The organism is Microbacterium sp. S308A+ (assembly GCF_049800815.1).
Lineage (GTDB): Bacteria > Actinomycetota > Actinomycetes > Actinomycetales > Microbacteriaceae > Microbacterium.
Window position 1 is genome coordinate 418,144 of record NZ_JBNAFT010000001.1, and the last position, 23,002, is coordinate 441,145.

At 70.0% G+C, this 23,002-nt stretch carries 21 protein-coding genes and 1 tRNA gene; 7 read left to right on the top strand and 15 right to left on the bottom strand.

Features of this window, described 5'->3' with window-relative positions; all coding sequences use genetic code 11:
- Positions 1-7: 7 nt before the first annotated feature.
- The 3 genes from ACP15J_RS01950 to ACP15J_RS01960 are packed head-to-tail and all read right to left on the bottom strand — an operon-like array spanning position 8 to position 2,695.
- Entirely contained in the window at positions 8-970 is a 963-nt protein-coding gene (locus ACP15J_RS01950; RefSeq protein WP_424935716.1) for an FKBP-type peptidyl-prolyl cis-trans isomerase, read from the bottom strand.
- 10 nt (positions 971-980) lie between these two features.
- On the bottom strand, positions 981-2,018 hold the full coding sequence (locus tag ACP15J_RS01955; RefSeq protein ID WP_424935715.1) for a tRNA (adenine-N1)-methyltransferase: 1,038 nt from the start codon (positions 2,016-2,018) through the stop codon (positions 981-983).
- Positions 2,015-2,695 (bottom strand): HAD family hydrolase, encoded by a 681-nt coding sequence (locus ACP15J_RS01960; protein WP_424980869.1) that lies wholly within the window; start codon positions 2,693-2,695, stop codon positions 2,015-2,017. Before ACP15J_RS01960 ends, ACP15J_RS01955 begins: the two co-directional genes overlap by 4 nt.
- Before the next feature lie 138 nt (positions 2,696-2,833).
- On the opposite strand from ACP15J_RS01960, the gene ACP15J_RS01965 reads away from it, so the two are divergent.
- Positions 2,834-3,682, top strand: coding sequence for a PAC2 family protein (locus tag ACP15J_RS01965; RefSeq protein WP_424935713.1), 849 nt, complete (start codon positions 2,834-2,836; stop codon positions 3,680-3,682).
- 30 nt (positions 3,683-3,712) lie between these two features.
- On the opposite strand, the gene ACP15J_RS01970 is transcribed toward ACP15J_RS01965, so the two are convergent.
- Both ACP15J_RS01970 and ACP15J_RS01975 read right to left on the bottom strand, forming a co-directional pair.
- Positions 3,713-4,537 (bottom strand): undecaprenyl-diphosphate phosphatase, encoded by an 825-nt coding sequence (locus ACP15J_RS01970; RefSeq protein ID WP_424935712.1) that lies wholly within the window; start codon positions 4,535-4,537, stop codon positions 3,713-3,715.
- Positions 4,538-4,582: 45 nt separating this feature from the next.
- Positions 4,583-5,884, bottom strand: coding sequence for a M20/M25/M40 family metallo-hydrolase (locus tag ACP15J_RS01975; protein ID WP_424935711.1), 1,302 nt, complete (start codon positions 5,882-5,884; stop codon positions 4,583-4,585).
- 108 nt (positions 5,885-5,992) lie between these two features.
- Between ACP15J_RS01975 and ACP15J_RS01980 the strand changes: the two genes are divergently transcribed.
- Positions 5,993-6,077: transfer RNA gene (locus ACP15J_RS01980), tRNA-Leu, on the top strand.
- A 46-nt stretch (positions 6,078-6,123) separates the two neighbouring features.
- Here the strand turns inward: ACP15J_RS01980 and ACP15J_RS01985 are convergent.
- Both ACP15J_RS01985 and ACP15J_RS01990 read right to left on the bottom strand, forming a co-directional pair.
- On the bottom strand, positions 6,124-7,221 hold the full coding sequence (locus ACP15J_RS01985; protein WP_424935710.1) for a VIT1/CCC1 transporter family protein: 1,098 nt from the start codon (positions 7,219-7,221) through the stop codon (positions 6,124-6,126).
- 168 nt (positions 7,222-7,389) lie between these two features.
- Complete coding sequence (locus ACP15J_RS01990) at positions 7,390-9,132, bottom strand: DEAD/DEAH box helicase (protein ID WP_424935709.1); 1,743 nt, start codon at positions 9,130-9,132, stop codon at positions 7,390-7,392.
- A gap of 126 nt (positions 9,133-9,258) precedes the next feature.
- Between ACP15J_RS01990 and ACP15J_RS01995 the strand changes: the two genes are divergently transcribed.
- On the top strand, positions 9,259-10,107 hold the full coding sequence (locus ACP15J_RS01995) for an SGNH/GDSL hydrolase family protein (protein ID WP_424935708.1): 849 nt from the start codon (positions 9,259-9,261) through the stop codon (positions 10,105-10,107).
- Positions 10,108-10,150: 43 nt separating this feature from the next.
- On the opposite strand, the gene ACP15J_RS02000 is transcribed toward ACP15J_RS01995, so the two are convergent.
- On the bottom strand, positions 10,151-10,975 hold the full coding sequence (locus ACP15J_RS02000) for a TrmH family RNA methyltransferase (protein ID WP_424980828.1): 825 nt from the start codon (positions 10,973-10,975) through the stop codon (positions 10,151-10,153).
- Positions 10,976-11,055: 80 nt separating this feature from the next.
- On the opposite strand from ACP15J_RS02000, the gene ACP15J_RS02005 reads away from it, so the two are divergent.
- Both ACP15J_RS02005 and ACP15J_RS02010 read left to right on the top strand, forming a co-directional pair.
- Positions 11,056-11,871 carry a Sir2 family NAD-dependent protein deacetylase gene (locus ACP15J_RS02005; protein ID WP_424980870.1) on the top strand — a complete coding sequence of 272 codons (816 nt, stop codon included), beginning with the start codon at positions 11,056-11,058 and terminating at the stop codon, positions 11,869-11,871.
- Positions 11,868-12,452, top strand: coding sequence for a histidine phosphatase family protein (locus ACP15J_RS02010; RefSeq protein WP_424935705.1), 585 nt, complete (start codon positions 11,868-11,870; stop codon positions 12,450-12,452). Before ACP15J_RS02005 ends, ACP15J_RS02010 begins: the two co-directional genes overlap by 4 nt.
- 10 nt (positions 12,453-12,462) lie before the next feature.
- Here ACP15J_RS02010 and ACP15J_RS02015 read toward each other — a convergent pair whose 3' ends face one another.
- The 5 genes from ACP15J_RS02015 to ACP15J_RS02035 are packed head-to-tail and all read right to left on the bottom strand — an operon-like array spanning position 12,463 to position 18,489.
- Positions 12,463-13,320 carry an HpcH/HpaI aldolase/citrate lyase family protein gene (locus tag ACP15J_RS02015; protein ID WP_424935704.1) on the bottom strand — a complete coding sequence of 286 codons (858 nt, stop codon included), beginning with the start codon at positions 13,318-13,320 and terminating at the stop codon, positions 12,463-12,465.
- Positions 13,317-13,799 (bottom strand): MaoC family dehydratase, encoded by a 483-nt coding sequence (locus ACP15J_RS02020; RefSeq protein WP_424935703.1) that lies wholly within the window; start codon positions 13,797-13,799, stop codon positions 13,317-13,319. Before ACP15J_RS02020 ends, ACP15J_RS02015 begins: the two co-directional genes overlap by 4 nt.
- Positions 13,800-13,809: 10 nt before the next feature.
- The gene (locus ACP15J_RS02025; protein WP_424935702.1) at positions 13,810-14,970 is read right to left on the bottom strand and encodes an acyl-CoA dehydrogenase family protein; all 1,161 of its coding nucleotides are present in this window, start codon (positions 14,968-14,970) and stop codon (positions 13,810-13,812) included.
- Positions 14,970-16,925: a biotin carboxylase N-terminal domain-containing protein gene (locus ACP15J_RS02030; RefSeq protein WP_424935701.1), complete on the bottom strand. Its 1,956-nt coding sequence runs from the start codon at positions 16,923-16,925 to the stop codon at positions 14,970-14,972. The genes ACP15J_RS02025 and ACP15J_RS02030 overlap by 1 nt, the downstream gene beginning before the upstream one ends.
- A 4-nt stretch (positions 16,926-16,929) precedes the next feature.
- Positions 16,930-18,489 (bottom strand): carboxyl transferase domain-containing protein, encoded by a 1,560-nt coding sequence (locus ACP15J_RS02035; protein ID WP_424935700.1) that lies wholly within the window; start codon positions 18,487-18,489, stop codon positions 16,930-16,932.
- 116 nt (positions 18,490-18,605) lie between these two features.
- Between ACP15J_RS02035 and ACP15J_RS02040 the strand changes: the two genes are divergently transcribed.
- Both ACP15J_RS02040 and ACP15J_RS02045 read left to right on the top strand, forming a co-directional pair.
- A complete protein-coding gene (locus tag ACP15J_RS02040; RefSeq protein ID WP_424935699.1) occupies positions 18,606-19,190 on the top strand; it encodes a TetR/AcrR family transcriptional regulator in 585 nt (194 codons plus the stop codon).
- A 42-nt stretch (positions 19,191-19,232) separates the two neighbouring features.
- Positions 19,233-20,573, top strand: a complete 1,341-nt coding sequence (locus ACP15J_RS02045) for an MFS transporter (RefSeq protein WP_424935698.1) — start codon at positions 19,233-19,235, stop codon at positions 20,571-20,573.
- A gap of 35 nt (positions 20,574-20,608) precedes the next feature.
- Here ACP15J_RS02045 and ACP15J_RS02050 read toward each other — a convergent pair whose 3' ends face one another.
- Both ACP15J_RS02050 and ACP15J_RS02055 read right to left on the bottom strand, forming a co-directional pair.
- Positions 20,609-21,994 (bottom strand): dihydrolipoamide acetyltransferase family protein, encoded by a 1,386-nt coding sequence (locus ACP15J_RS02050; protein ID WP_424935697.1) that lies wholly within the window; start codon positions 21,992-21,994, stop codon positions 20,609-20,611.
- The gene (locus tag ACP15J_RS02055) at positions 21,991-23,001 is read right to left on the bottom strand and encodes an alpha-ketoacid dehydrogenase subunit beta (protein ID WP_424935696.1); all 1,011 of its coding nucleotides are present in this window, start codon (positions 22,999-23,001) and stop codon (positions 21,991-21,993) included. Before ACP15J_RS02055 ends, ACP15J_RS02050 begins: the two co-directional genes overlap by 4 nt.
- Position 23,002: the final 1 nt, after the last annotated feature.

A 23,002-nucleotide genomic window follows, 5' to 3' on the forward strand; every position in this document is an offset into this window, starting at 1 on the left:
CGTCCTCCTAGGGGGTGTTCGAGTCGACGCCGAGGATGTCCACGACGAAGACGAGCGTCGAGTTGGCCGGGATCGTGCCGGCTGCGGCGTCGCCGTATCCCTGGTCCGGTGGGATGACGATGAGCACCTGCGAGCCGACCGTCTGACCCTTCAGCCCCTCCGCGAAGCCGGGGACGACCTGCGCGAGGTCCAGCCGCACAGGGTTCTTGCCCCAGGAGCTGTCGAAGACCTTCCGTTCCGCCCACGTCACGCCGGTGTAGTGCACCCGGACCGGCAGGTCGCCCGTGACCTTCTCGCCGTCGCCCTTGACGAGCGTCTGCGTCACGAGCCCCGTCGGCGCCTTGGCATCGGGGACGATGATGCCGGGACGGCCATCGGGTGCACGGACGACGGTCGGAAGACCGAGCGCGTCGTTGTACTGCAGCGCTCCCTCTGCGTGCGGGAGGTAGACCTTCATCACGTCGACCACGGCGATCACCGTGTCCCCGTCGGAGACCTTCAGGCCGGTAGCCGTCTGGTCCCCGAGGTCGGCCACAGGGATCCCAGCGACGATTCGAGAGCCCTCGGTGGCGCACATGAGAGCGGTCGCGATGCCCGGCACCTGAGCCTTCCAGGAGTTGACGTTCGAGAGACGTGAGAGATCGCCGTTGTACTCGGTCGCCACCAGCTCCTCGCCGGAGGTGCCGCTGTAGAGGGAGACGTCGATCGCGAGCAGCTGATCTCCCGCGGTGATGGCGCGGCCGGAGCCCGTGATCGCGTTCTCGACGACGACCTTCTTCTCCTTCACCGGGGTGCGGAGAGTCACATCCGGCTTGCTGCCCAGCTCGCCCTTGACCGTCGCTACCTGGGCGAGACCACCGGCGCCGGGGGTCTCGCAGCCCGCCCCGTCGAAGGACGGGCCGCTCGCGCATCCGGCGAGAGCGAGCGCGGCGAGGCTCAGGGTGACCAGGGCAGCGGCAGTTTTACGCACGCACCCCAGTCTAGGCCGATGTCTCCCCGGCGACGTCCGGCGACACCGTCTCGTCGGCGCGTGAGCCCGCGGCGAGTCGCGCGCCGTCTGCCGCGCGCTGGGCCTCGCGGACACGTTTGCGGAGGTTCTTGTCGGTGATCTCCCTGTCGCCGACCGCGCCAGGAGTCCACTGCTCGACGTCTTCGTCTCCGTACGACGCCTTCTTCGTGGCGCGGCGCTTGACATCGGGAGGGATCGCGCCGGGAGCCAGGCGACGCGCAGTGATGAGGAAGCCCGTGTGTGCGACCATCCGATGGTCGGGGCGAACCGCGAGGCCCTCGACGTGCCATCCTCGCACCATGGTCTCCGACGCCTCCGGATCCGTGAACGATCCGGTCCCCCGGATGTACTCCGCCACTCGTGAGAGCTGCGTGGCGGTGGCGACGTAGCAGAGCACGACACCGCCCGGAGCGAGTGCGTCGGCGACGACGTCGACGCACTCCCAGGGCGCGAGCATGTCGAGCACGACCCGATCGACGGAGCCTGCGGGGATCGCCGAGGGGAGCGCGTCCACGAGGTCGCCGACGACCACGTCCCAGCGCGACGGGACCTCGCCGAGGAAGGTCGCCACGTTCGCGCGTGCGACCTCTGCGAAGTCCTCGCGCCGCTCGAAGGAGAGCAGTCGGCCGTCGTCCCCGATCGCCCGGAGGAGCGACAGCGAGAGCGCGCCGGAGCCGACCCCGGCCTCGACGACCGTCGCCCCGGGGAAGACGTCGGCCTGCGTCACGATCTGCGCGGCATCCTTCGGATAGACGATCGCCGCTCCTCGAGGCATCGACATCACGAAGTCGCGCAGAAGCGGGCGCAGAGCGAGGTACTCGTTGCCGGAGCTGTTGGCGACGACGGATCCGTCCGGAAGTCCGATGAGATCACGGTGGCGCAGAACGCCGTGGTGGGTGTGCAGCTCGCCATCCTGTCGGAGCGTGATGGTGTGCATCCTCCCCTTGGGGCCGGTGAGCTGGACGCGATCGCCCTCGCGGAACGGGCCACTCGGTCGGACGGCGCTCACGCGTGATCTCCTCGGTCTGCTGCCAGGCTCATCGACGGCGCGGACGCAGGGCGATGCCGCCGGTACAGCGTGGCGACATCCTCCGGCGTGCGACCGGACAGGCTCGGCCAGAGCTCGTGCGCGCCCGCGTCGTCGAGCGCGACGAGGTGCGGGACGCCGATGGCGACGGTCCCTGCGGACACGGCCGCGCGCAGGCCTGTGGGTGAGTCCTCGAGAGCGACCGTGTGCATCGGATCGACGCCCAGCTCCGTCGACGCCTTGAGATAGGCCTCGGGGTGCGGTTTCGGGCGATCGACGTCGTCTCCCGCCACGATCAGGTCGAAGGACGGGAAGTCGATCAGCGACACGATGTCCTCAGCCATCCGCCGCATCGACATCGTCACGAGCGCGGTGGGGATGCCCGCATCGCGCAGGCTTCGGAGCAGCTCCTGTGCACCGGGCCGGAAGGGCACCCCCAGGGTGGCGAGCTGGCGCCTGACCTCGGCAGTGAGGTGATCGATGATCTCCCCCACACCCATGTCCACCCCGACGGCCTGCAGGATGCGGGCGCTGTCCTCCAGGCCGCTCCCCACGAGGGTGAGCGCCTGCTCATGTGTCCACGTGCCGCCGAAGGACTCCACGAGCGGGATCTCCGCGGCCATCCAATAGGGCTCGGTGTCGACGAGGGTTCCGTCCATGTCCCAGAGGACGGCGCGGGGAAGCTGAGTCACCGATCCATCGTAGCCGGGAGGGCCTGACGAACCCGCCCTCGCGTACGGACAGACGGCTACCCTGGAAGGATTCGACGCCGCACCCGCGGCGCGGAGAGGAGCGTAGTGCAGGCACTCGGACCCCGGATCGTGGTCACCGCCTTCGACGGATGGAACGACGCCGGCGAGGCTGCGACCTCGGCGGTGGGGCTGCTGCGAAGCCGCGGCGACTACGAGCTCGTCCACGCCGTCGACCCCGAGTCGTACTTCGACTACCAGTACACCCGGCCTGCGGTGGGCATGGACCCTGACGGCGTCCGGCGGCTTCGTTGGCCTCGCGCAGAGATGTGGCGACCGCGCGACGAGAGCGAGGCCACGCGGTTCTGGCTCCTCACCGGGGTAGAGCCGGCTCGTGCCTGGCAGGCCTTCGCCGCCGAGTTCATCGACGTCGCCCTCCGCGACGACGTCACCGGCTTCGTGAGCCTGGGCGCGATGCTCTCGGACGTCCCGCACACGCGCCCGATCTCGGTCTTCGCCTCGAGCGAGAACGAGGACGTCCGCGGTGTCCTCGACCTCGAGAGGTCCTCATACGAAGGGCCGGTCGGGATCCTCAGCGTGCTGGAGCACGCGGCGGAGACGGCGGGGATCCCCTCGGCCAGCCTCTGGGCCAGCGTCCCGCACTACGTCGCCTCAGCCGCGCCGTCCCCCAAGGCGACCCTCGCCCTCCTCGACCGGCTGCAGGAGATCGCCGACGTCGACGTCCCTCGCGGTCAGCTCGCCACCGAGGCCGCGGCCTGGGAGGCATCGATCGACGCCGCGGCCGCCGAGGACGAAGACATGGCCGAGTACATCCAGCAGCTCGAGCGCACGAGAGACACCTGGGACTCGCCTGAGGCGTCGGGCGACGCGATCGCCCAGGCCTTCGAGCGCTATCTGCGCCGAGACGGCGACGGCCCCGGCGACCACAAGCGCTGAGCGCCGTGGGGCCCGCCGCTCCTCGACGGGTCAGGCGGCGACGACCCCGGTGCCCAGCAGCACGAGGAGGGTCACGCCGAGCAGGATCCGGTAGATCACGAACGGCAGGAAGCTCTTCTTCGAGATCCACTTCATGAAGAAGGCGATCACGGCGAGACCCACCACAAATGCCACGCCGGTGGCGGCCAGTGTCTCACCGGGTGAGAACACCGTCGGCTCGTCGAGGCTCTTCACGAGCTGGAAGACGCCCGAGCCGAAGACCGCGGGGATCGCAAGCAGGAAGGCGTAGCGCGCGGCGGCTGCTCGCTCATAGCCCATGAAGAGCCCCGCGGTGATCGTGCCGCCCGAGCGGGAGACCCCGGGGATGAGCGCGAGCGCCTGCGCGAAGCCGTACACGACACCGTGCGGGACGGTGAGTTCTTGGAGCTTGCGGCGCTTGGCGCCGACGGCGTCGGCGATGCCGAGCAGGACGCCGAACACGATGAGCATGATCGCGACGATCCACAACGAGCGGAAGACCGTCTCGATCTGCTCCTGGAAGAACAGTCCCAGGACGACGATCGGGATGCTCCCGATGATGATCAGCCAACCCATCCTGGCGTCGGGGTCGTTGCGGGGGAGCCGGCCGACCAATGCAAGGGACCAGTGCTTGATGATCCTCACGATGTCGCGCCAGAAGAAGACGACGACGGCCGCCTCGGTGCCGATCTGGGTGATCGCGGTGAAGGCGGCGCCTGGGTCCTCCGCCGACGGCAGAAAGGCGCCGACGATGCGCAGATGCGCGCTGGACGAGATCGGAAGGAACTCGGTGAGTCCCTGGACCAGGCCGAGGAAAAGGGCTTCGAGCAGATGCATTGCGCGGGCTTTCGGTCGAGCGAGGACGTCCGCGGGCAGGTGCCGTCAGTACGTCCGGAACAGGTCGGCCAGCACCTGCTGCCCGAAGACAAGCGATTCTACGGGAACTCGTTCGTCCACCCCGTGGAACATCCCCGTGAAGTCCAGATCCGCCGGCAGTCGAAGCGGGGCGAAGCCGTATCCGGTGATGCCGATCGTCGCGAGAGCCTTGTTGTCGGTCCCCGCGCCAAGCAGGTAGGGGATCACCGGGACACCGGGGTCGTGGCGACCGAGCGCACCGACCATGGCATCCACGAGGTCTCCCTCGAACGGCGTCTCCATCCCGATGTCGCGGACCATCATCTCGATCTCGACGTCCTCCCCGACGATCTCCTGCAGCTGAGCGAGGACGGCGTCCTCCGTCCCGGGGAGAACGCGGACATCGACGAGCGCCTCCGCGCGCTCAGGGATCACGTTGTGCTTGTATCCCGCGGAGAGGACCGTGGGGTTCGTCGTGGTCCGGAAGGTCGAGCGGAGGAAGGCCTCCGCCGGGCCCGCCGCCGCGGCCAGGGTGTCGGGATCCTCGGCCGAGAGCCCAGTGAGCACGCTGAGCCGGTCAAGGAGCTCTTGCGTCGTCGGCGTCAGCCGCAGAGGCCATCGCGTCCGCCCGATCGCCGCGACCGCCTCGGCCAGCCGGGTGACCGCGTTGTCCTGGTGCAGGCGGCTGCCGTGTCCGGCGCGTCCTCGTGCCACGAGGCGGATCCACATCAGGGCCTTCTCCCCGGTCTGGAGCAGATACGCCCTGTGGCCTGCGACGTCGATCGAGTATCCGCCCACCTCGCTGATCGCCTCGGTGGCGCCGGCGAACCATTCCGGCCGTTCACGGACGACAAGAGCCGACCCTTCCACGCCCCCGTTCTCCTCGTCCGCGAAGAAGGCGAGGATCAGATCGCGTTCGGGCTGCTCACCGGCGCGAAGGAGGTCAGCGACAGCAGTGAGGATCATCGCGTCCATGTTCTTCATGTCCACCGCTCCCCTCCCCCAGAGCATGCCGTCCTTGACGACGCCCGCGAACGGATCGACGGACCAGTCATCTGCCATGGCTGGGACGACGTCGAGGTGGCCGTGGACGACCAGGGCCGGCTTGCCACGGTCCCGGCCCGGCACCCTGGCCATGACGTTGGTGCGACGCGGAACCGGTTCGAAATACTCCGCGGACAGCCCGAGCCCTTCCAGATACGCGCCGACGAACTCTGCGGCCTCCCGCTCGCCTCGCGCGTCGCCGCCTCCGAAGTTCGAGGTGTCGAACCGGATGAGCTCCGCGGCCAGGCTCGCGACTTCCGGGAGTTCGTGTTCGGGGGCAGGCATGCCCCCAGCGTAGCGAAAGCCTTCGACGCGCCCGGGCGGAGGGATCGGTTCGAGCGAGCCAGGAGAACGTGCTAATCTCGATCTTCGGTTGGCAACGACCGAACACCAGCGCGGGTGGCGGAATAGGTAGACGCGCTAGCTTGAGGTGCTAGTGCCCGCATAGGGCGTGGGGGTTCAAGTCCCCCCTCGCGCACAGACAGAAGAAGGCGGTCCCGGAAGGGGCCGCCTTCTTCCGTCTGTCAGGCGGCGCCGACGCCGAAGACGAGGCCCAGCAGGTACGTCACGGCCGCGGCCCCGAATCCGATGGCGAGCTGGCGAAGAGCCCGCCGCAGCGGCGGCCCGCCGGACAGGATGCCCACCATCGCCCCCGTGCTCATGAGGGCGATGCCGACGAGCACGAGTGCCGTGACGACCGCGGCCAGGCCTTGAAGGCCGAAGATCCACGGGAGCACGGGGATGATCGCGCCCGAGGAGAAGAGGAGGAAGCTCGAGATCGCGGCTCCCCAGTCGCTTCCGACCACGTCGTGCTCGGCCCCCCGCGAGCCGGCCGCATGGATCGGTCCGGTGACCGTCCGACGGGCGCCCAGCTTCGCCGCCGCCACCACGCGCCTGGCCTTCGTGAGCGCTTCCTCCGCCGCGACGCCACGGGCGCGGTAGACGAGGGCGAGCTCGTTCTCGTCGATGTCGAGGTCGCCCGCTGAGGCCGCCGCGTCGTCGTTCGCCTCCGTCGCCGCGAGGAGCTCCCGCTGGGAGCGCACCGAGACGAACTCCCCCGCCCCCATCGAGAGGGCGCCGGCGAGGAGGCCGGCGATGCCGCTGAAGAGCACGAAGCCGCTCCCGACCCCCGTGGCACCGATCCCCATGACGAGCGCGAGGTTGCTCACGAGTCCGTCGTTCGCACCGAACACCGCGGCTCGGAACGACCCGGAGAGCCGCCGTCGGCCGCGAGCCGCCAGGCCGCGGACCACCTCGTAATGGACCTTCTCGTCCGCCCGCATGGCCGGCGTGGCGAAGACCTCGGCGTCGTAGGGAGATCGTGCCTCGGCGTTCTGCGCGAGCGCGAGCACGAAGATCGAGCCGAAGCGCCCCGCCATCCATCCGAGGAGACGGGAGCGCAGGCCCGGCCGCGGCAGCCTCGTCGGCTCCTCCCCGAGCAGCTCCAGCCAGTGCAGTTCGTGCCGCCGCTCCGCCTCGGCGAGCGACAGCAGGATCTCCTGCTCCTCGCCGGTCCGCCGCTCGGCGAGACGCTGGTACACCCGGCCCTCAGCCCGTTCCTCGACGAGATAGCGCGCCCAGCGGCGGCGGTCCGCATCTGTCGGTTCATGGATCGTCGTCATGGGCTCCCTATCGTGCGCGCCGTCCTCCGGCGCCGTTCTCCTGCACCTTCCACGCTATCGACGCGCCCACCGAGGATCCGCGTCAGGACGCGGATTGACAGCATTTCGGGTTCCCTCATCAGAAGGGCGCACTCCGCCCGAACGGTGCAGAGGCAGTCTCTCGCCGGATCAGGAGCGGACTCGACGGCGGAGCACCTCGATCCGCGACTGCAGCTGCGCGACGGTCGCCTGCGCGACCGCCGGGCCGCCGCAGAGACGTCGCAGCTCGGCATGGACCGCCCCGTGCGGCTCCCCCGTCTGACGCGCGTAGAGCCCGACCAGGCTGTTCAGAAGCTGACGCTGCTCCTTGAGCGTGCGATGCAGTGGTGCGGGGAGCGTGGTGGCCTGTTCCGGTCCTGCCTGCGCCTCTCGCGCCTCTCGGAGTCGGGACTGCCTCGCCTGCCGTTGCAGGAGGAGCTCGTGCACGTGCTCCGGCTCGAGGAGGCCAGGCAAACCGATGAACTCCTCCTCCTCCGGCGTTCCCGGCTCGGCGAGCTGTCCGAAGTCCTTTCCCTCGAACACGACGCGATCGAAGTGAGCGAGTGACGAGATCGCCTGGTAACTGTATTCCTGCGTGAGCGCATCGGAGGCTTCCTCCTCCCGGTTCGCGGCGTCCAGCAGAGCGTCGTCGAGGCTGTCCTCCTCTTTCGTCTTGCGGTCCAGCGCGTGGTCACGCTGCCTCTCCATCTCGTTCGCGAGCTTCATCAGCACGGGCACGTTGGGCAGAAACACGCTCGCTGCCTCGCCGCGGCGCCGGGCGCGCACGAAACGGCCGATCGCCTGGGCAAAGAACAGCGGCGTCGACGAGGAGGTCGCGTACACGCCGACCGCGAGCCGCGGCACGTCCACGCCCTCGGAGACCATCCGCACGGCCACCATCCACCGGCTCGTCCCCGCGCTGAACGACTCGATCCGTCGCGAGGCCTCGGCCTCGTCGGAGAGCACGACGGTCGGCCGCTCGCCCGTGAGCTCGCGAAGGATCACCGCATAGGAGCGCGCGACCGCCTGATCTGTCGCGATCACGAGGCCGCCGGCGTCCGGCACATGGTGTCGGATCTCGGTGAGGCGTCGATCGGCGGCCGACAGCACGGCCGGCATCCATTCCCCCTCCGGGTCCAGGGCCGTTCGCCATGCCTGTGCGGTGACGTCCTTGGTGTTGTCCTGCCCGAGATGCGCCTCGAGCTCGTCCCCCGCGCTCGTCCGCCACCGCATCTTGCCCGCATACATGTGGAACAGCACCGGACGGACCACGCCGTCCGCCAGCGCACGCCCGTAGCCGTAGCGGTAGTCCGTCTGCGATATCCGAGCCCCCGACTCATCCGGCGCGTACTCCACGAAGGGGATCGGCGCGGTGTCGCTGCGGAACGGCGTGCCGGAGAGCAGCAGACGCCGGCGGGCCGAAGAGTACGCGTCGCGGATCGCATCGCCCCAGCTCAGCGCGTCACCGCCGTGGTGCACCTCGTCCAGGATCACGAGCGTTCGCGCCGACTCGGTCAGATGCCGGTGCACCGAGGACTTCGCCGCGACCTGCGCGTAGGTGACGACCACGCCGTGATACTCCCGCGAGGGCGCCCAGTGGCTGTTGCGGAACCGCGGGTCGAGGCGGATGTGCACGCGGGAGGCGGCGTCGGCCCACTGGGTCTTCAGATGCTCGGTCGGGGCGACGACGATCACGCGGTCGACCTCGCGCATCCGGAGCAGCTCGACCGCGAGCGTGAGCGCGAACGTCGTCTTGCCGGCACCCGGAGTCGCCGCCACGAGGAAATCACGCCGATCGGCGGCGAAGTACTCTTCCAATGCCTCTCGCTGCCACGCCCTCAGCTTGTCTGCGGTGCCCCAGGGCGCGCGCTGAGGAAAGGAAGGAGAGAGCATGGGACTCCACGATAGACGAGGCAGCGGACCTCGGGGCTCCGCGCTGCGGGCGTCCGTCGCCTTCGAGGGATAGGCTCGTCAGCGCGATGCGGCACACCGCGTCGCCGGCACGCCCGAGGAGGTCCCATGACCGGTCACGAACCGCCCCGCAGCCCCTTCGTCCCCAACGACACGGCGCATCCGTGGCGTCGTTTCGTGGCTGTGGGCGACTCCTTCACCGAGGGCATCGGCGATCCCGACGACTCCGTTCCCGGCGGCCACCGCGGGTGGGCCGATCGTGTCGCCGAGGTGCTCGCAACCCAGGTCGACGACTTCGCCTACGCCAACCTCGCGGTCCGCGGGAAGCTCATTCGGCAGATCAGCGACGAGCAGGTCGAGCCCGCGATCGCCCTCAACCCCGACCTCATCTCGATCTGTGCGGGCGGCAACGACGTGATCCGACCGGGGACGGATCCGGATGAGATCGCGAACCTCCTCGACGACGCCGTGACCCGGCTGTCCCGCACGGGAGCGGCCGTCGTGCTGTTCACCGGCATCGACACGAACTTCACGCCTGTCTTCCGCCCGTTCCGTGGCAAGGTCGCGATCTATAACGAGAACGTGCGGGCGATCGCGGACCGGCACGACTGTATCGTCGCCGATCAGTGGGGGCTCAAGGTGATCCAGGACACGCGCTTCTTCGCTGACGACCGTCTCCACATGAACGCGCTCGGTCATCACGAGGTCGCCCGTATGGTGCTGCGCGCGCTCAACGTGCCGAACGACCTCCAGGAGAGGGAGCCGGACCCGCTTCCGGGGCGGAGCTGGCGGGAGGCGGCGGCGGGCGATCTGGTCTGGGCACGCGAGTATCTCGTGCCGTGGGTGCTCCGCCGTCTCCGGCACCAGTCCTCCGGCGATCACATCGAGGCGAAGCGCCCCGCTCCGGCGCCCGTCGTGCTGCCGACGGCCGACCCTTCGGAGAAGCAGGGTCTCTGACTGACGCCGCGTCGCCCGGGGCGAGCGGCCTCACGGCGAGCGTTCAGGATCCCGGTGGATGGCGGAGCGCCCAGAGCGCCACCGCCGTCGTGGACGCGACGTTGAGCGAGTCCACCCCGCCCGCCATCGGGATCGCCACGGTCGCGTCGGCGATCGCGAGCGCCCGTGCGGAGAGGCCGTCGCCTTCCGTGCCGAAGGCCAGGGCGACGCGCTCATGTCGGGCGGCCGCAAACTTATCGAGCGACACCGCGTCCTCGTCGAGCGCGAGCGCGGCGAGGAGAAACCGCGCATCCGTCAGCGTGTCGGACAGCGCCTCCCAGCTCGCGAAGCGGCCCCACGGAACCTGGAAGACGGTCCCCATGCTCACACGGACGCTGCGCCGGTAGAGCGGGTCCGCGCAGCCCGGCGAGACGAGAACGGCGTCGGCCCCGAGCCCGGCCGCGGCCCGAAACGCCGCACCGACGTTCGTGTGGTCCCGGACGTCCTCGAGCACGAGCACGGTCCTCGCGTCTCGGATCAGCTCCTCGACGGAGGGCTGATCCGGCCGGTGCATCGCGGCAAGAGCGCCGCGATGCACCGCGTATCCGGTCACCCCCTCGGCGACATCGTCCGGCACGAGGTACACGGGCACCGCAGCGGTGTCGGGCGTGCTCGCGAGGAACGCCACGATCCCATCCAACCAGCGCCGCTGCACCAGGACAGAGCGAGGCCGGTGTCCCGCGGCCAGTGCACGGGCGATGACCTTCGCGGACTCGGCGATGTACAACCCGCCCTTCGGCTCCGTCCGCTGCCGCAGCGCCGTGTCGGTGAGACCGCGGTAGTCGTCCAGACGCAGATCGCCCGGGTCGTCGAGAGGCACGATGTTCACCCGTCCACCCTCCCAGCCTCGGTACGCAGGTGCCCTCTAGACTCGCGGAGGGAGGTTCCGTGTCCACAGTCTCGGCGCAGATGCGCACGCAGATCGCCGACGCCGCGCGGGTGCTCCACGGACGGCGGATCGCCTTCCTCACCGGAGCGGGGATCTCGACGGAGTCGGGGATCCCCGCCTACCGCGGAGAGGGATCGACCCCGCGTCGCGCGCCGATGACGGTGCAGGACTTCCTCGCCTCCGACACTGCACGCCGGCGCTACTGGGTCGGCGGACACCTCGGCTGGCGCTCCTTCGGCTCTGCCGAGCCCAATGCCGGCCATCGCGCGATCGCCGCCCTCGAGCGTGCCGGCGTCACCGGCGGAGTGGTCACCCAGAACGTCGACGGACTGCATCTGCGAGCGGGGTCGTCGCGGGTGGTCGAGCTGCACGGCACGATGCGCGGTGTGACCTGTCTCCGTTGCGGGCAGGCATACGACCGCGGTGCGATCGCGGAGCAGATCGACGCTCGCAACCCCTGGATCACCGTCCCGGAGAACGTCGTCCTCCGTCCCGACGGGGATGTCGCCCCGGAGAGCACCGACGGCTTCGTCCTGCCCACCTGCACCGTGTGCGAAGGGATGCTGAAGCCCGATGTCGTCTTCTTCGGCGAGTTCGTCCCCAGCGACCGTTTCCGCGTGGTCGAGGCGCTCATCGCCTCATGCGACGCCCTCCTCGTGGCCGGCTCCTCGCTTGTCGTGAACTCCGGGATCCGCGTGATCGAGCGTGCGCGCCGTCGCGGCCTTCCCCTCGTCATCGTCAACCTCGAGCCGACCAGGGCCGATGTCTGGGCCGATGCCACCGTCGCCGGCCGCACCGGCGACGTCCTTCCCGCCCTTCAGGAGCTTCTCGCGTGACCTTCATCACCCTCGTCCGACATGGCCAGACCGACTGGAACCTCGCTCGCCGCATCCAAGGGTCGACCGACATCCCCCTCAACGAGACGGGACGCGAGGACGCCCGCACAGCGGCGAAGGCGCTCGCCCGCGACGCGCACGACGCGGTCTACGCCAGCCCGCTACGGCGTGCGCAGGAGACCGCGGGGATCATCGCCGCGGAGCTGGGACTGGCTGCGCCTGCGCTCACGCGGGGGCTGCGCGAGCGCGAGTTCGGCGAGGCGGAGGGCATGTCCGTCCCTGACTACCTGGAGCGATATGGGGACTGGCATGCAGAGGTGCCGGGGGCGGAGACGATGCACGCCGTTCGCGACCGTGCCCTCGACTCGATCGACCGCATCGCCCGCGCGGCTCGCCGGCGATCGAGTCCCCGCACGGAGTCCATCGTGGTCGTGAGTCACGGTGGCGTCATCCGCGCCCTCCTGCTCCACGTCTCCGGCGGCGCCCTCCCCCGCGACGGCGAGCCGCTGCGCAATGGATCGGTGCACCGCTTCGTCGCCGATAGAGGCGAGCTCCGGCTGCTCGACCCCATCGGCGTCTGACCCGTCCGAGTCAGCGTCCCGCACGGGCGAGGACGGCGCGGGCGTGTCGCAGCAGGGGCCCGTCGATCATCCGTCCGCGAAACCGGAAGACCCCTGCCTCGCTCTCGGCCGCGGCCAGCACGTCGGAGGCCCAGGCGATGTCGGAGTCGGCGGGCCGATAGGCCTCGCGGATCGCCGGCGCCTGCTTCGGGTGGATGCAGGCTGTCGCCCGGAAACCGGAGGCTGCGGCGTCCTCGGCCTCCGTCGACAGCCCGTCGAGGTCGTCGATGTCGAGGTGGACCGCGTCGATCGCGGCCTTGCCCGCAGCCCCCGCGGCGAGCAGCACGCGCGCACGCGCGAACCGGGCGATGTCGCGATAGCCCGCGTCGGAGCGACGGCTGGACATGCCGCCGAGCGAGGCGACGAGGTCTTCCGCGCCCCACATGAGCGCCGCCACCCGCGGATGCCGGGCGATCTCCGGAGCCGACTGCACACCGAGGGCGGTCTCGCACAGCGCGATCGCCCGGTACCGCTCATCCAGGACGTCGAAGGACGACGCTTGCTCTGCCTTCGCGACCATCACCCACCGGAGCCCGGTCCCCGCCAGCGCACGGAGATCGGCGTCGGCGTCGTCTGTGCCCAGCGGGTTGATCCGGACGATGGTGCTCGCGGGATCCAGGTCCGCGGACGCCAGCGCGAGACGCGCGGAGTCCTTGGCGTCGGGCAGCACCGCGTCTTCCAGGTCGATGATCACGGCGTCCGCGCGCACGGACGCCGTGGCGTAGCGATCCGGCCTATCCGCGGGACAGAAGAGCAGCGCGGGCCCTCGCTCCCAGGGAGCTGAGCCCTCGGAGGGGTGGTCCCTCGGTGTCGGCTCAGCAGCGGTCATCGTCGTTCCCCGTCCGGGAGCCGGTGGACGAGCACGGTTCTGGACGCGGTCGCGACGACGATCCCGTCCTGGTTCCGCCCCGTGTGCGCGAACGTGCAGATCCCCTCGCCCTCGCGAGACGAGGACAGGCGCTTCTCGGTGACCACGCTCTCGGTGTAGAGCGTGTCGCCCGCGAAGAGAGGATGAGGGAAGGCGATGTCGCCGAGACCCAGCTGAGCGACCAGCGTCCCCTGCGTCAGCTGAGCGACCGAAGAGCCCACCATGGTGGAGAGCGTCCACATGGAGTTCATCAGACGCTGCCCGAAGGGCTTCTGCTCCGCTGCGAAGGCGGCGTCCAGATGGAGCGCCTGGGTGTTCATCGTGAGGGTCGTGAACAGGACGTTGTCTGCCTCGGTGGCCGTCCGGCCAGGACGGTGCAGGTAACGGGCACCGAGCTCGAGCTCCTCGTAGTACAGACCCCGCTGGACGATGTCGGTCATATCCGCCACGCTACCCGGCCAGGCCCAGCGCACGGGCGATCACGAGCAGCTGCACCTCGGTGGTCCCCTCGCCGATCTCGAGGATCTTCGAGTCGCGGTAGTGGCGAGCCACCGGGTACTCGTTCATGAAGCCGTTCCCGCCGAAGATCTGGGTCGCGTCGCGGGCGTTGTCCATCGCCGCCTCGCCGGCGACGAGCTTGGCGATCGCCGCCTGCTCGGCGAACGGCTCCCCCGCGTCACGCAGGCGCGCCGCGTGGTGCCAGGCGAGCCGTGCGGCATGCACCCTGGCACGCATGCGCGCGAGGGTGAACTGCGCGTTCTGGCGGGTGCTCAGGGCGCTGCCGAAGATGATCCTGCTCCTGGCGTAGTCCACGGCCGCCTCGAGGCACCCTTCCGCGGCACCGGTCGCGAGCGCCGCGATCGCGATCCTCCCCTCGTCCAGGATGCTGAGGAAGTTCGCGAACCCGCGACCACGCTCACCGAGCACGTTCTCCTCCGGCACCCGCACGTCGTCGAAGGTCAACGGATGTGTATCCGACGCATGCCATCCCACCTTGTCGTAGGCGGGTTGCACGGTGAACCCCGGTGTCCCGCTGGGGACGATGATCGTCGAGATCTCCTTCCGGACCTTCCCTTCGACCTCCCGTTCGCCCGTGACCGCGGTGACCGTCACGAAGCGCGTGATCGAGGTGCCGGAGTTCGTGATGAACTGCTTGGAGCCGTTGATCACCCACTCTCGGCCGTCGAGCCGCGCGGTCGTCTTGGTCGCGCCGGCGTCGCTTCCCGCCTCGGGCTCGGTGAGGCCGAAGCCGGCGAGGGCCTGCCCGGAGAGCAGCGCAGGGAGCAGCTCCTGCCTCTGCGCCTCCGTCCCGAACCGGAACACCGGCATGGCGCCGAGGCTGACCCCGGCCTCCAGGGTGATGGCGATCGACTGGTCGACCCGGCCGAGCCCCTCGATCGCGAGACAGAGCGCGAAGTAGTCGCCACCCTGCCCGCCGTGCTCCTCGGGGAACGGCAGGCCGAAGAGGCCCAGCTCGCCCATCTGACGAACGACGTCCATCGGGAGGGTGTGGGTGCGGTCGGCCTCATAGGACTGCGGGGCGACGACGGTGTCGGCGAACTCCCGGACCATTCCGGCGAGCTCACGCTCCTCGGGGCTCATGTCGATCATCACGGCTGCTCCTCCTCGGTCTCTTCCTGACTGTCGATGGCGGCGACGATCTGATCGCGCCGTACCTGGTCTCCGATCGTGACCCGCAATCGCACCGTTCCGTCGTGCGAGGCGAGCACGGGGTGCTCCATCTTCATCGCCTCGATCGACACGATCCGCGCTCCCGCTCTCACCGTCGTGCCGTCCATGACGTGCAGGGCGACGACCGCTCCCGGCATCGGGGCGCGAAGGACCGGATCAGTTCCGCCCGCGGCACGCTCCCGGCGAGCGAGCCTGCGATTCGCCGCCTCGCGGCGGGTGAGGGGTGTCAGCGCGGTCGCACGACCCTCGGCGTGCACCCACACCACGCCGTCGGTGCCGACGGCTGCGGTGACGTCCTCCGGGGGTCCCTCCCCTGCCGCAGCGGTCAGCACCGTCTCGCCGAACGCGAAGGACACCTCGGGCACGACGGACTCCGCGTTCAGCCGCCACCCGTGCCGAGAGGTCCACAGCGGAGAGGCGTGCGCATGAGGCTCCGCTCCTCCGGCGGCCTCCGCCGCACGCCGATCCCGTACGACACGCGCCGCAGCAGCAAGGCCGCCCGCACTCGGCGCCGGGTCCGCGAACGGCGGGCGGCGGTCGATGAGCCCGGTGTCGAGGTCGCCCGCGACCACCGCGGGATCGGCGAGCAGGTCACGCAGATAGGGGATGTTGGACTCGACGCCGAGGAGGATGGTGGCCGCGAGCCCGGCATCGAGCCGTCGCAGCGCTTCATCCCGGTCGTCGCCGTGCGCGATGACCTTCGCGAGCATCGGGTCGTAGTCGGCGGTCACCGTGCTCCCGGTCTCGATCGCGGCGTCCACCCGGACGTCGGTGGCCGGGGCCCACAGCAGCACCTCGCCGGTCGCGGGCAGGAAGCCGCGCGCAGGCGTCTCCGCGTACACCCGCGCTTCGACGGCGTGCCCGCTCATCGTCACCTCCTGCTGGGTGAGGGCGAGTGGATGGCCTGCCGCGATACGCAGCTGCTGCTCGACCAGGTCGATGCCGGTCACGAGCTCCGTGACCGGGTGCTCCACCTGCAGTCGTGTGTTCATCTCGATGAAGAAGAACTCGTCCGGCCGGTCCGCCGCCACGAGGAACTCGACGGTCCCCGCCCCGCGATACTCCACCGAGGCCGCGGCCGCGCACGCGGCCTCGCCGAGCCTTCGACGGGTCTCCGCGTCGATCGTCGGCGACGGCGCCTCCTCGATCACCTTCTGATGCCGGCGCTGCAGCGTGCACTCTCGCTCGCCCAGGTGGATCACCGTTCCGTGGGCGTCCGCGAGCACCTGCACCTCGATATGCCGCGGACGCTCGACGAGACGTTCCAGCAGCAGGGTGTCATCGCCGAAGCTCGCCGCGGCGACCCGTCGCGCTGTCGCGAGCGCATCGGGAAGCTCACCGAGGGTGCGCACGACCTGCATGCCCTTGCCGCCGCCGCCCGCGGAGGGCTTCACGAGCAGGGGCAGACCCGCCTCTCCCGCCGCCGTCACGATCTCCAGGTCAGAGAGCCCCGCAGCGCTGAAGCCGGGGACGATCGGCACTCCGCGAGCGGCGACGTGGTCGCGGGCGCGGATCTTGTCGGCCATGACGTCGAGCGCGCGCTCCCCTGGGCCGACGAAGACGATGTCTGCAGCTGCGCATGCCTGGGCGAAAGCGGCGTTCTCGGAGAGGAAGCCGTAGCCGGGATGGATCGCCTGCGCATCCGTCTCGACGGCGGCGCGCACCACCGCCCCGATGTCGAGGTAGGAGGCGGCCGCTGCGGCGGGGCCGATCCGGATCGCCTCGTCGGCCTCCCGCACATGCGGCGCGTCGGCATCAGCGTCCGAGTAGACGGCGACGCTGCGGATGCCCAGCCGGCGGAGCGTGCGGATCACGCGGCGAGCGATCTCGCCACGATTGGCGACGAGGACGGTGGAGAAGAGCTGCGCGGTCATGGCGTCACATCCGGAACAGGCCGAAGCGGGAGTCGGGCAGGGGGGAACGCGAGACCACGTCGAGCGCGAGTCCCAGGAGGTCGCGGGTCTGCTCCGGGTCGACGATGCCGTCGTCCCAGAGTCGGGCGGTCGCGTAGTACGGCTCCCCGCGCTCCTCATAGGACGCACGGATCGGCTCCTCGAAGGCCGAACGCTCCTCGGCGTTCCATTCCTCGCCGCGGGCGGCGAGCTGGTCGGCCTTCACGGTCGACAGCACGGATGCGGCCTGCGCACCGCCCATGACCGAGATGCGGCTCGCCGGCCACGTCCAGAGGAAGCGCGGTGAATAGGCACGGCCGCACATCGAGTAGTTGCCGGCGCCGAACGAGCCGCCGATGACCACCGTGAGCTTCGGCACGCGCGTCGTCGCCACCGCGGTGACCATCTTCGCTCCGTCCTTGGCGATGCCTCCCGCCTCGGCGTCGCGGCCGACCATGAATCCCGTGATGTTCTGCAGGAAGAGGAGCGGGATGCCCCGCTGGTCGCAGAGCTCGATGAAATGGGCGCCCTTCTGGGCGGACTCCGAGAACAGGACCCCGTTGTTCGCGATGACGCCGATCGGATGCCCGTGCAGACGGGCGAAGCCGGTGACGAGCGTGTCGCCGTAGTCCGGCTTGAACTCCGCGAAGCTTCCGCCGTCGACGAGGCGCACGATCACCTCATGCACGTCGTAGGACGCGTTCACGTCCACCGGGACCACGTCGTACAGACTCGAGTCCTCCGCCGGCTCGACGGCGGCGAGCACCTCCCAGGCCGGCTCGGCCGGGGGTGGAAGCGTGGCGACGATGTCACGGACGATCTCGAGGGCGTGCTCATCGTCCTCGGCGAGATGGTCGACCACACCGGAGACACGCGCGTGGAGCTCTCCCCCGCCGAGCTCCTCCGCGGTCACGACCTCGCCGATCGCGGCCTTCACGAGCGGCGGGCCGCCGAGGAAGATGGTGCCCTGGCCACGAACGATCACCGTCTCGTCGCTCATCGCGGGGACGTAGGCGCCGCCCGCCGTGCACGAGCCGAGGACTGCGGCGATCTGCGGGATCCGCTCTGCCGACATCCTCGCCTGGTTGAAGAAGATACGGCCGAAATGCTCGCGATCAGGGAAGACCTCGTCCTGCATCGGCAGGAAGGCGCCCCCTGAGTCGACGAGCGCGATGCAGGGCAGCCGGTTCTCGAGCGCGATCTCCTGCGCACGCAGGTGTTTCTTGACAGTCATGGGGAAGTACGTACCGCCCTTGACCGTGGCGTCGTTGCAGATCACCATCACCGCCCGGCCGTGGATCAGGCCGATGCCTGCGATCACTCCCGCGCCCGGCGCCTCGCCCCCGTACAGACCCTCTGCGGCGAGCGGCGCGACCTCGAGGAACGGGCTTCCCTCGTCGAGCAGACGGCGGACGCGCTCGCGTGGTAGGAGCTTTCCTCGAGCCACGTGACGTTCACGGGAGGGCTCCGGCCCTCCCATCGCCGCCTGCGCGACACGTGTGCGCAAGGCTTCGGCGAGAGAGCGCTGGGTCGGCGCGTCCGTCATCGTGCGGTCCTCCTCGACTCGCGATCCGCTCCGCTCCGCTCCGGCTATGGTGGCGACAAGTGAAACCGGTTAGTGTGCATTAACCAACATTCCCAGGTTAGCGAGGATTAACTGAAGTGGCAACCACGGCACGCGAGCAGGCCAAGCTCGACCGCAAGGAATCACTCGTCCGCGCCGCCTCCGCGCTCTTCGCGGAGCGCGGCTACGCAAGCGTGAGCCTGGAGGAGATCGGTGCGGCGGTGGGCGTGAGCGGGCCTGCCGTCTATCGCCATTTCACCGGGAAACAGGCGCTGCTGGGCGCGGTGCTGGTGGGCGTGAGCGAACGGCTGGTCCTCGACGGCCGCCGGGTCTGCGCCGACGTCGCCGACCCGGGCGAGCGTATGGCGGCGCTCGTCCGCTTCCATGTCGACTTCGCGCTTCGCGAACCGGACGTGATCCGGGTCCAGGACCGTGATGTCGCCCATCTCGGCGACGAGGACCGGCAGCGAGTGCGGGCCCTGCAACGGAACTACATCGAGCTCTGGGTCGACGCGCTCGAACCACTGATCGAAGCCGCACCGCCCGAGCTCCGCCTCCGCGTGCAGGCCTGCTTCGGACTGATCAACTCCACTCCGCACAGCACGAGGGCTGCCGAACGATCCTCGACGCGCACCGGCTCGATCCTCGCCGCGATGGCGCTCGCGGCTTTGCGCGCCAGTTGAGACACCGACCTCGCGGCGGACACGCCTGCGTCCAGACGTAGGATGGAATCCTCGACCGAGGGAGTGCCGCCTGTGAACCCCGCGCCCGCACCCGCCTGGCGGATGTGGCTCATCTGGGTGGTCGGGGTCGCGGCCTACGTCCTCTCGGTCACAAACCGCACCTCGCTCTCCTCGGTCGGTGTCGACGCCGCGCATCTCTTCCACGCCGACGCGTCCACGCTCTCGCTGTTCGCGGTGCTCCAGCTCGCGGTCTACGGGCTCATGCAGATCCCGGTGGGCATCCTGCTCGACCGCCATGGCTCTCGACCGGTCATGGTTGCCGGCATGGTCCTCATGACGATCGGTCAGCTGGTGATGGCGTTCGCGCCGAACGTCGGCATCGCGATCGTCGCTCGCATGATCCTCGGCGCCGGCGACGCCGCGATATTCCCCGGCGTCCTCCGCGTGGTCGCCACCTGGTTTCCCGCCCAGCGGGGCCCGCTGATGGCCCAGCTCACCGGTGTCGTCGGGCAGATGGGACAGCTTCTCGCCCTCGTGCCCATGGCGGCGCTCCTGCACGCGACGTCCTGGACCATTGCGTTCGGGAGCCTCGCGGGACTCGGCGTGCTGTTCGCCGTCCTTGTCCTGGGAGTCATCCGCAACCGTCCGCCTGAGTTCACGAAGGACGTCTCGGTCAACACCGACACCGGCGCCATCCGCGTCGTGACCTCCCGCGCGGACCTCCGAGTATCCCTCCGCGCGGCGCTCGCGCAGCCGGGCACGCGTCTCGGCTTCTGGTCGCACTTCACCACACCGTTCGCCGGAACCGCCTTCATCATGCTCTGGGGTGTCCCGTTCCTGACCGTCGGCGAGGGCCTCTCCCCCGCGACCGCGTCGCTCGTCACGACGGTCTTCGTCGTCTGCGGTGTCGGGTTCGGGCCTCTCATCGGCGCACTGTCCTCCCGGCATCCGACCAGCCGGTCGCTCGTGATCGTGCTGCCGACCGTCGCGATCCAGCTCGTCGCCTGGCTCGCGGTCATCGCGTGGCCGGGTCCCGCTCCGCTCTGGCTGCTCATCCTCCTCGCCATCGCCCTCGCCTCTGGAGGCCCTGCCTCCATGGTCGCGTTCGACCATGCCCGCGCGCACAATCCGCAACATCGCCTGAGCACAGCGACCGGGATCGTCAACGCCGGCGGTTTCCTCGCCGGTCTCGTCGCGATCTTCCTGATCGGTCTCGTCCTCGATCTGCAGGGCGCGGGGTCGCCCGACACCTACACGCTCGACGCCTTCCGCTGGGCCTTCCTCATGCAGGTTCCGCTGTGGCTGCTCGGCACCGCGCTCATCCTGCGCGAGCGACGCCTCACCCGTCTGCGGCTCGGGCTCGACCGTCCACGGCGGCGCTGAGCCGCAGACGGTCGACCAGAGACGGGAGGCCGGCGTCAGAGAAGAAGCATGGCGCGCCCCGGCTCCTCGAGCACGTCTGCGACGGCCTTGAGGAACTGTGCGCCCTCCGCGCCGTCGACCAGACGGTGATCGAAGGACAGACTCAGCGTCATGACCTGTCGCAGGGCGACCTCACCCCGGTGCTCCCACGGCTGACGGCGGACGGCGCCCACCGCGAGGATCCCGGACTGACCCGGCGGAAGGATCGGAGTCCCGGCGTCGATCCCGAACACGCCGATGTTCGTCAGCGAGAACGTTCCGCCGACGAGGTCAGCGGGTGAAGTCCTGCCCGCGCGCGCGGTCTCGGTCAGCGCGCCGAGCGCGCCGGCCAGATCCCGCAGGGACAGCCGTTCGGCATCCCTGATGACCGGCACGATCAGTCCCCGCTCCGTCGCCGCGGCGATGCCGAGGTCGACGTAGTGGTTGTGCACGATCTCTCCCCCGCCCTCGTCCCAGGTCGCGTTGAGACCGGGGAACCGGGACAGCGCGAGGCAGACGGCCTTCGCGATCACCGCGAGCGGACCGATCCGGGGGCCGTCCCGGAGCACCTGGTCCTCCCGCAGCGACGCGATGAGCTCCATGGTCGCCGTGACGTCCACCGTGTGGAAGGTCGTGACGTGCGGTGCGGTGAAGGCGCTGCGGACCATCGCCTCCGCGGTGTGCTTGCGCACCCCGCGGATCGGGAACCGGGTCGTCGCCCGATCCCCCGCCGGCCGCTGCGGCGAAGGCAGCGGGGGCGCCCCCCGCTCCGCGTCCGGCGCCGAGGAGACACCGGACGCCCGGTCCGAGATCCGCTCGCGATAGGTGTCCACGTCGGCGCGGGTGATCACGCGGTCGCCGAGCTCGGCGGCAACGAGGACGAGGTCGATCCCCAGCCCCTTGGCATATGCGCGTACCGGCGGCGTGGAGCGCGGACGCTCCTGCGCGTGCACGGGCGGCGCCTCGACGACGACCGCGTCGTGCGGCGCCGCCTCCAGCACCGCCGTGTCCGCCGTGTCCGCCGTGTCGGTCGGCGTACCGCCCCGACGTGCACGACGAGCGGGACGGCCCTTCGCGGCCGGCGCGCTGCCATAGCCGACGAGGTTGGGCTGTGCCTTCTCCTCCTCCGCCTCGTCCGAGGACGCCGGGGTCACCGGATCCTCGCCCTCGACCGTGAACGCGATCAGCGGCGCGCCCACCTCGACGGTGTCACCCGCTGCGGCATGCAGCGCAGCGACCGTGCCTTCGTAGGGCGACGGCAGCTCGACCACGGCCTTCGCCGTCTCGACCTCCGCGAGGGTCTGGTTCAGCGTCACCGTGTCGCCCTCGGCGACGAGCCACTGCACGACCTCCGCCTCGGTCAGGCCCTCGCCGAGGTCGGGGAGAAGGAACTCCTGCTTCATCGGTCGGCTCCCGTCAGGACGTTCGGCTCCTCGAGCAGACGGTCCACCGCATCCAGGATGCGATCGAGATCCGGCAGATGGAACTTCTCCAGCTTGGCCGGCGGATAGGGCACGTCATGCCCCGTCACGCGCAGCGGCGCAGACTCGAGCCAGGTGAAGCACTTCTCGGTGATGCTCGCGATCACCTCCGCACCCACTCCGGCCTCGCGAGACGCTTCGTGCACGACGACGACGCGTCCGGTGCGACGCACCGACGCGCAGACGGTGTCATAGTCGACCGGCGAAAGGGAGCGGAGGTCGATCACCTCGAGCGAACGCCCCTCGTCAGCCGCGGCCTCAGCGGCGTCGAGCGCGGTCTTGACCATGTTCCCGTAAGCGAGGATCGTCGCGTCCGTGCCCGCCCGCACGACCTGGGCGAGCCCCATCGGAGCCGCATCCGCGGCAGGCGCGTCCAGATCCACCTCGCCCTTGGCGTGATACTGCCGCTTGGGCTCGAAGAAGATGACCGGGTCGTCGCTCGCGATCGCCTGCTGCAAGACGGTGTAGGCGTCCTGCGGATTCGAGACCGCGACGACCCTCAGCCCCGCCGTGTGCACGAAGTACGCCTCCGGCGACTCCGAGTGGTGCTCCGCCGCACCGACGCCGCCTGCCCAGGGCACGCGGATCGTGATCGGCATCTTCACACGCCCCTGGGTGCGGTAGTGGAGCTTGGCGACCTGCGAGACGATCTGGTCGAACGCCGGGTAGATGAAGCCGTCGAACTGGATCTCCACCACCGGACGGTATCCGCGGAAGGCGAGCCCGACGGCGGTGCCGACGATGCCGGACTCCGCCAACGGCGTGTCGATCACCCGCTGTGCGCCGAACTCGTCGAGGAGCCCGTCCGTGATCCGGAAGACGCCGCCGAGCTTGCCGATGTCCTCACCGAGCAGCACGACCTTCTCGTCGTCGAGCATCGCCTGGCGGAGGCCGGCGGTGAGCGCCTTGCCCATCGTGAGCTGCGTCATC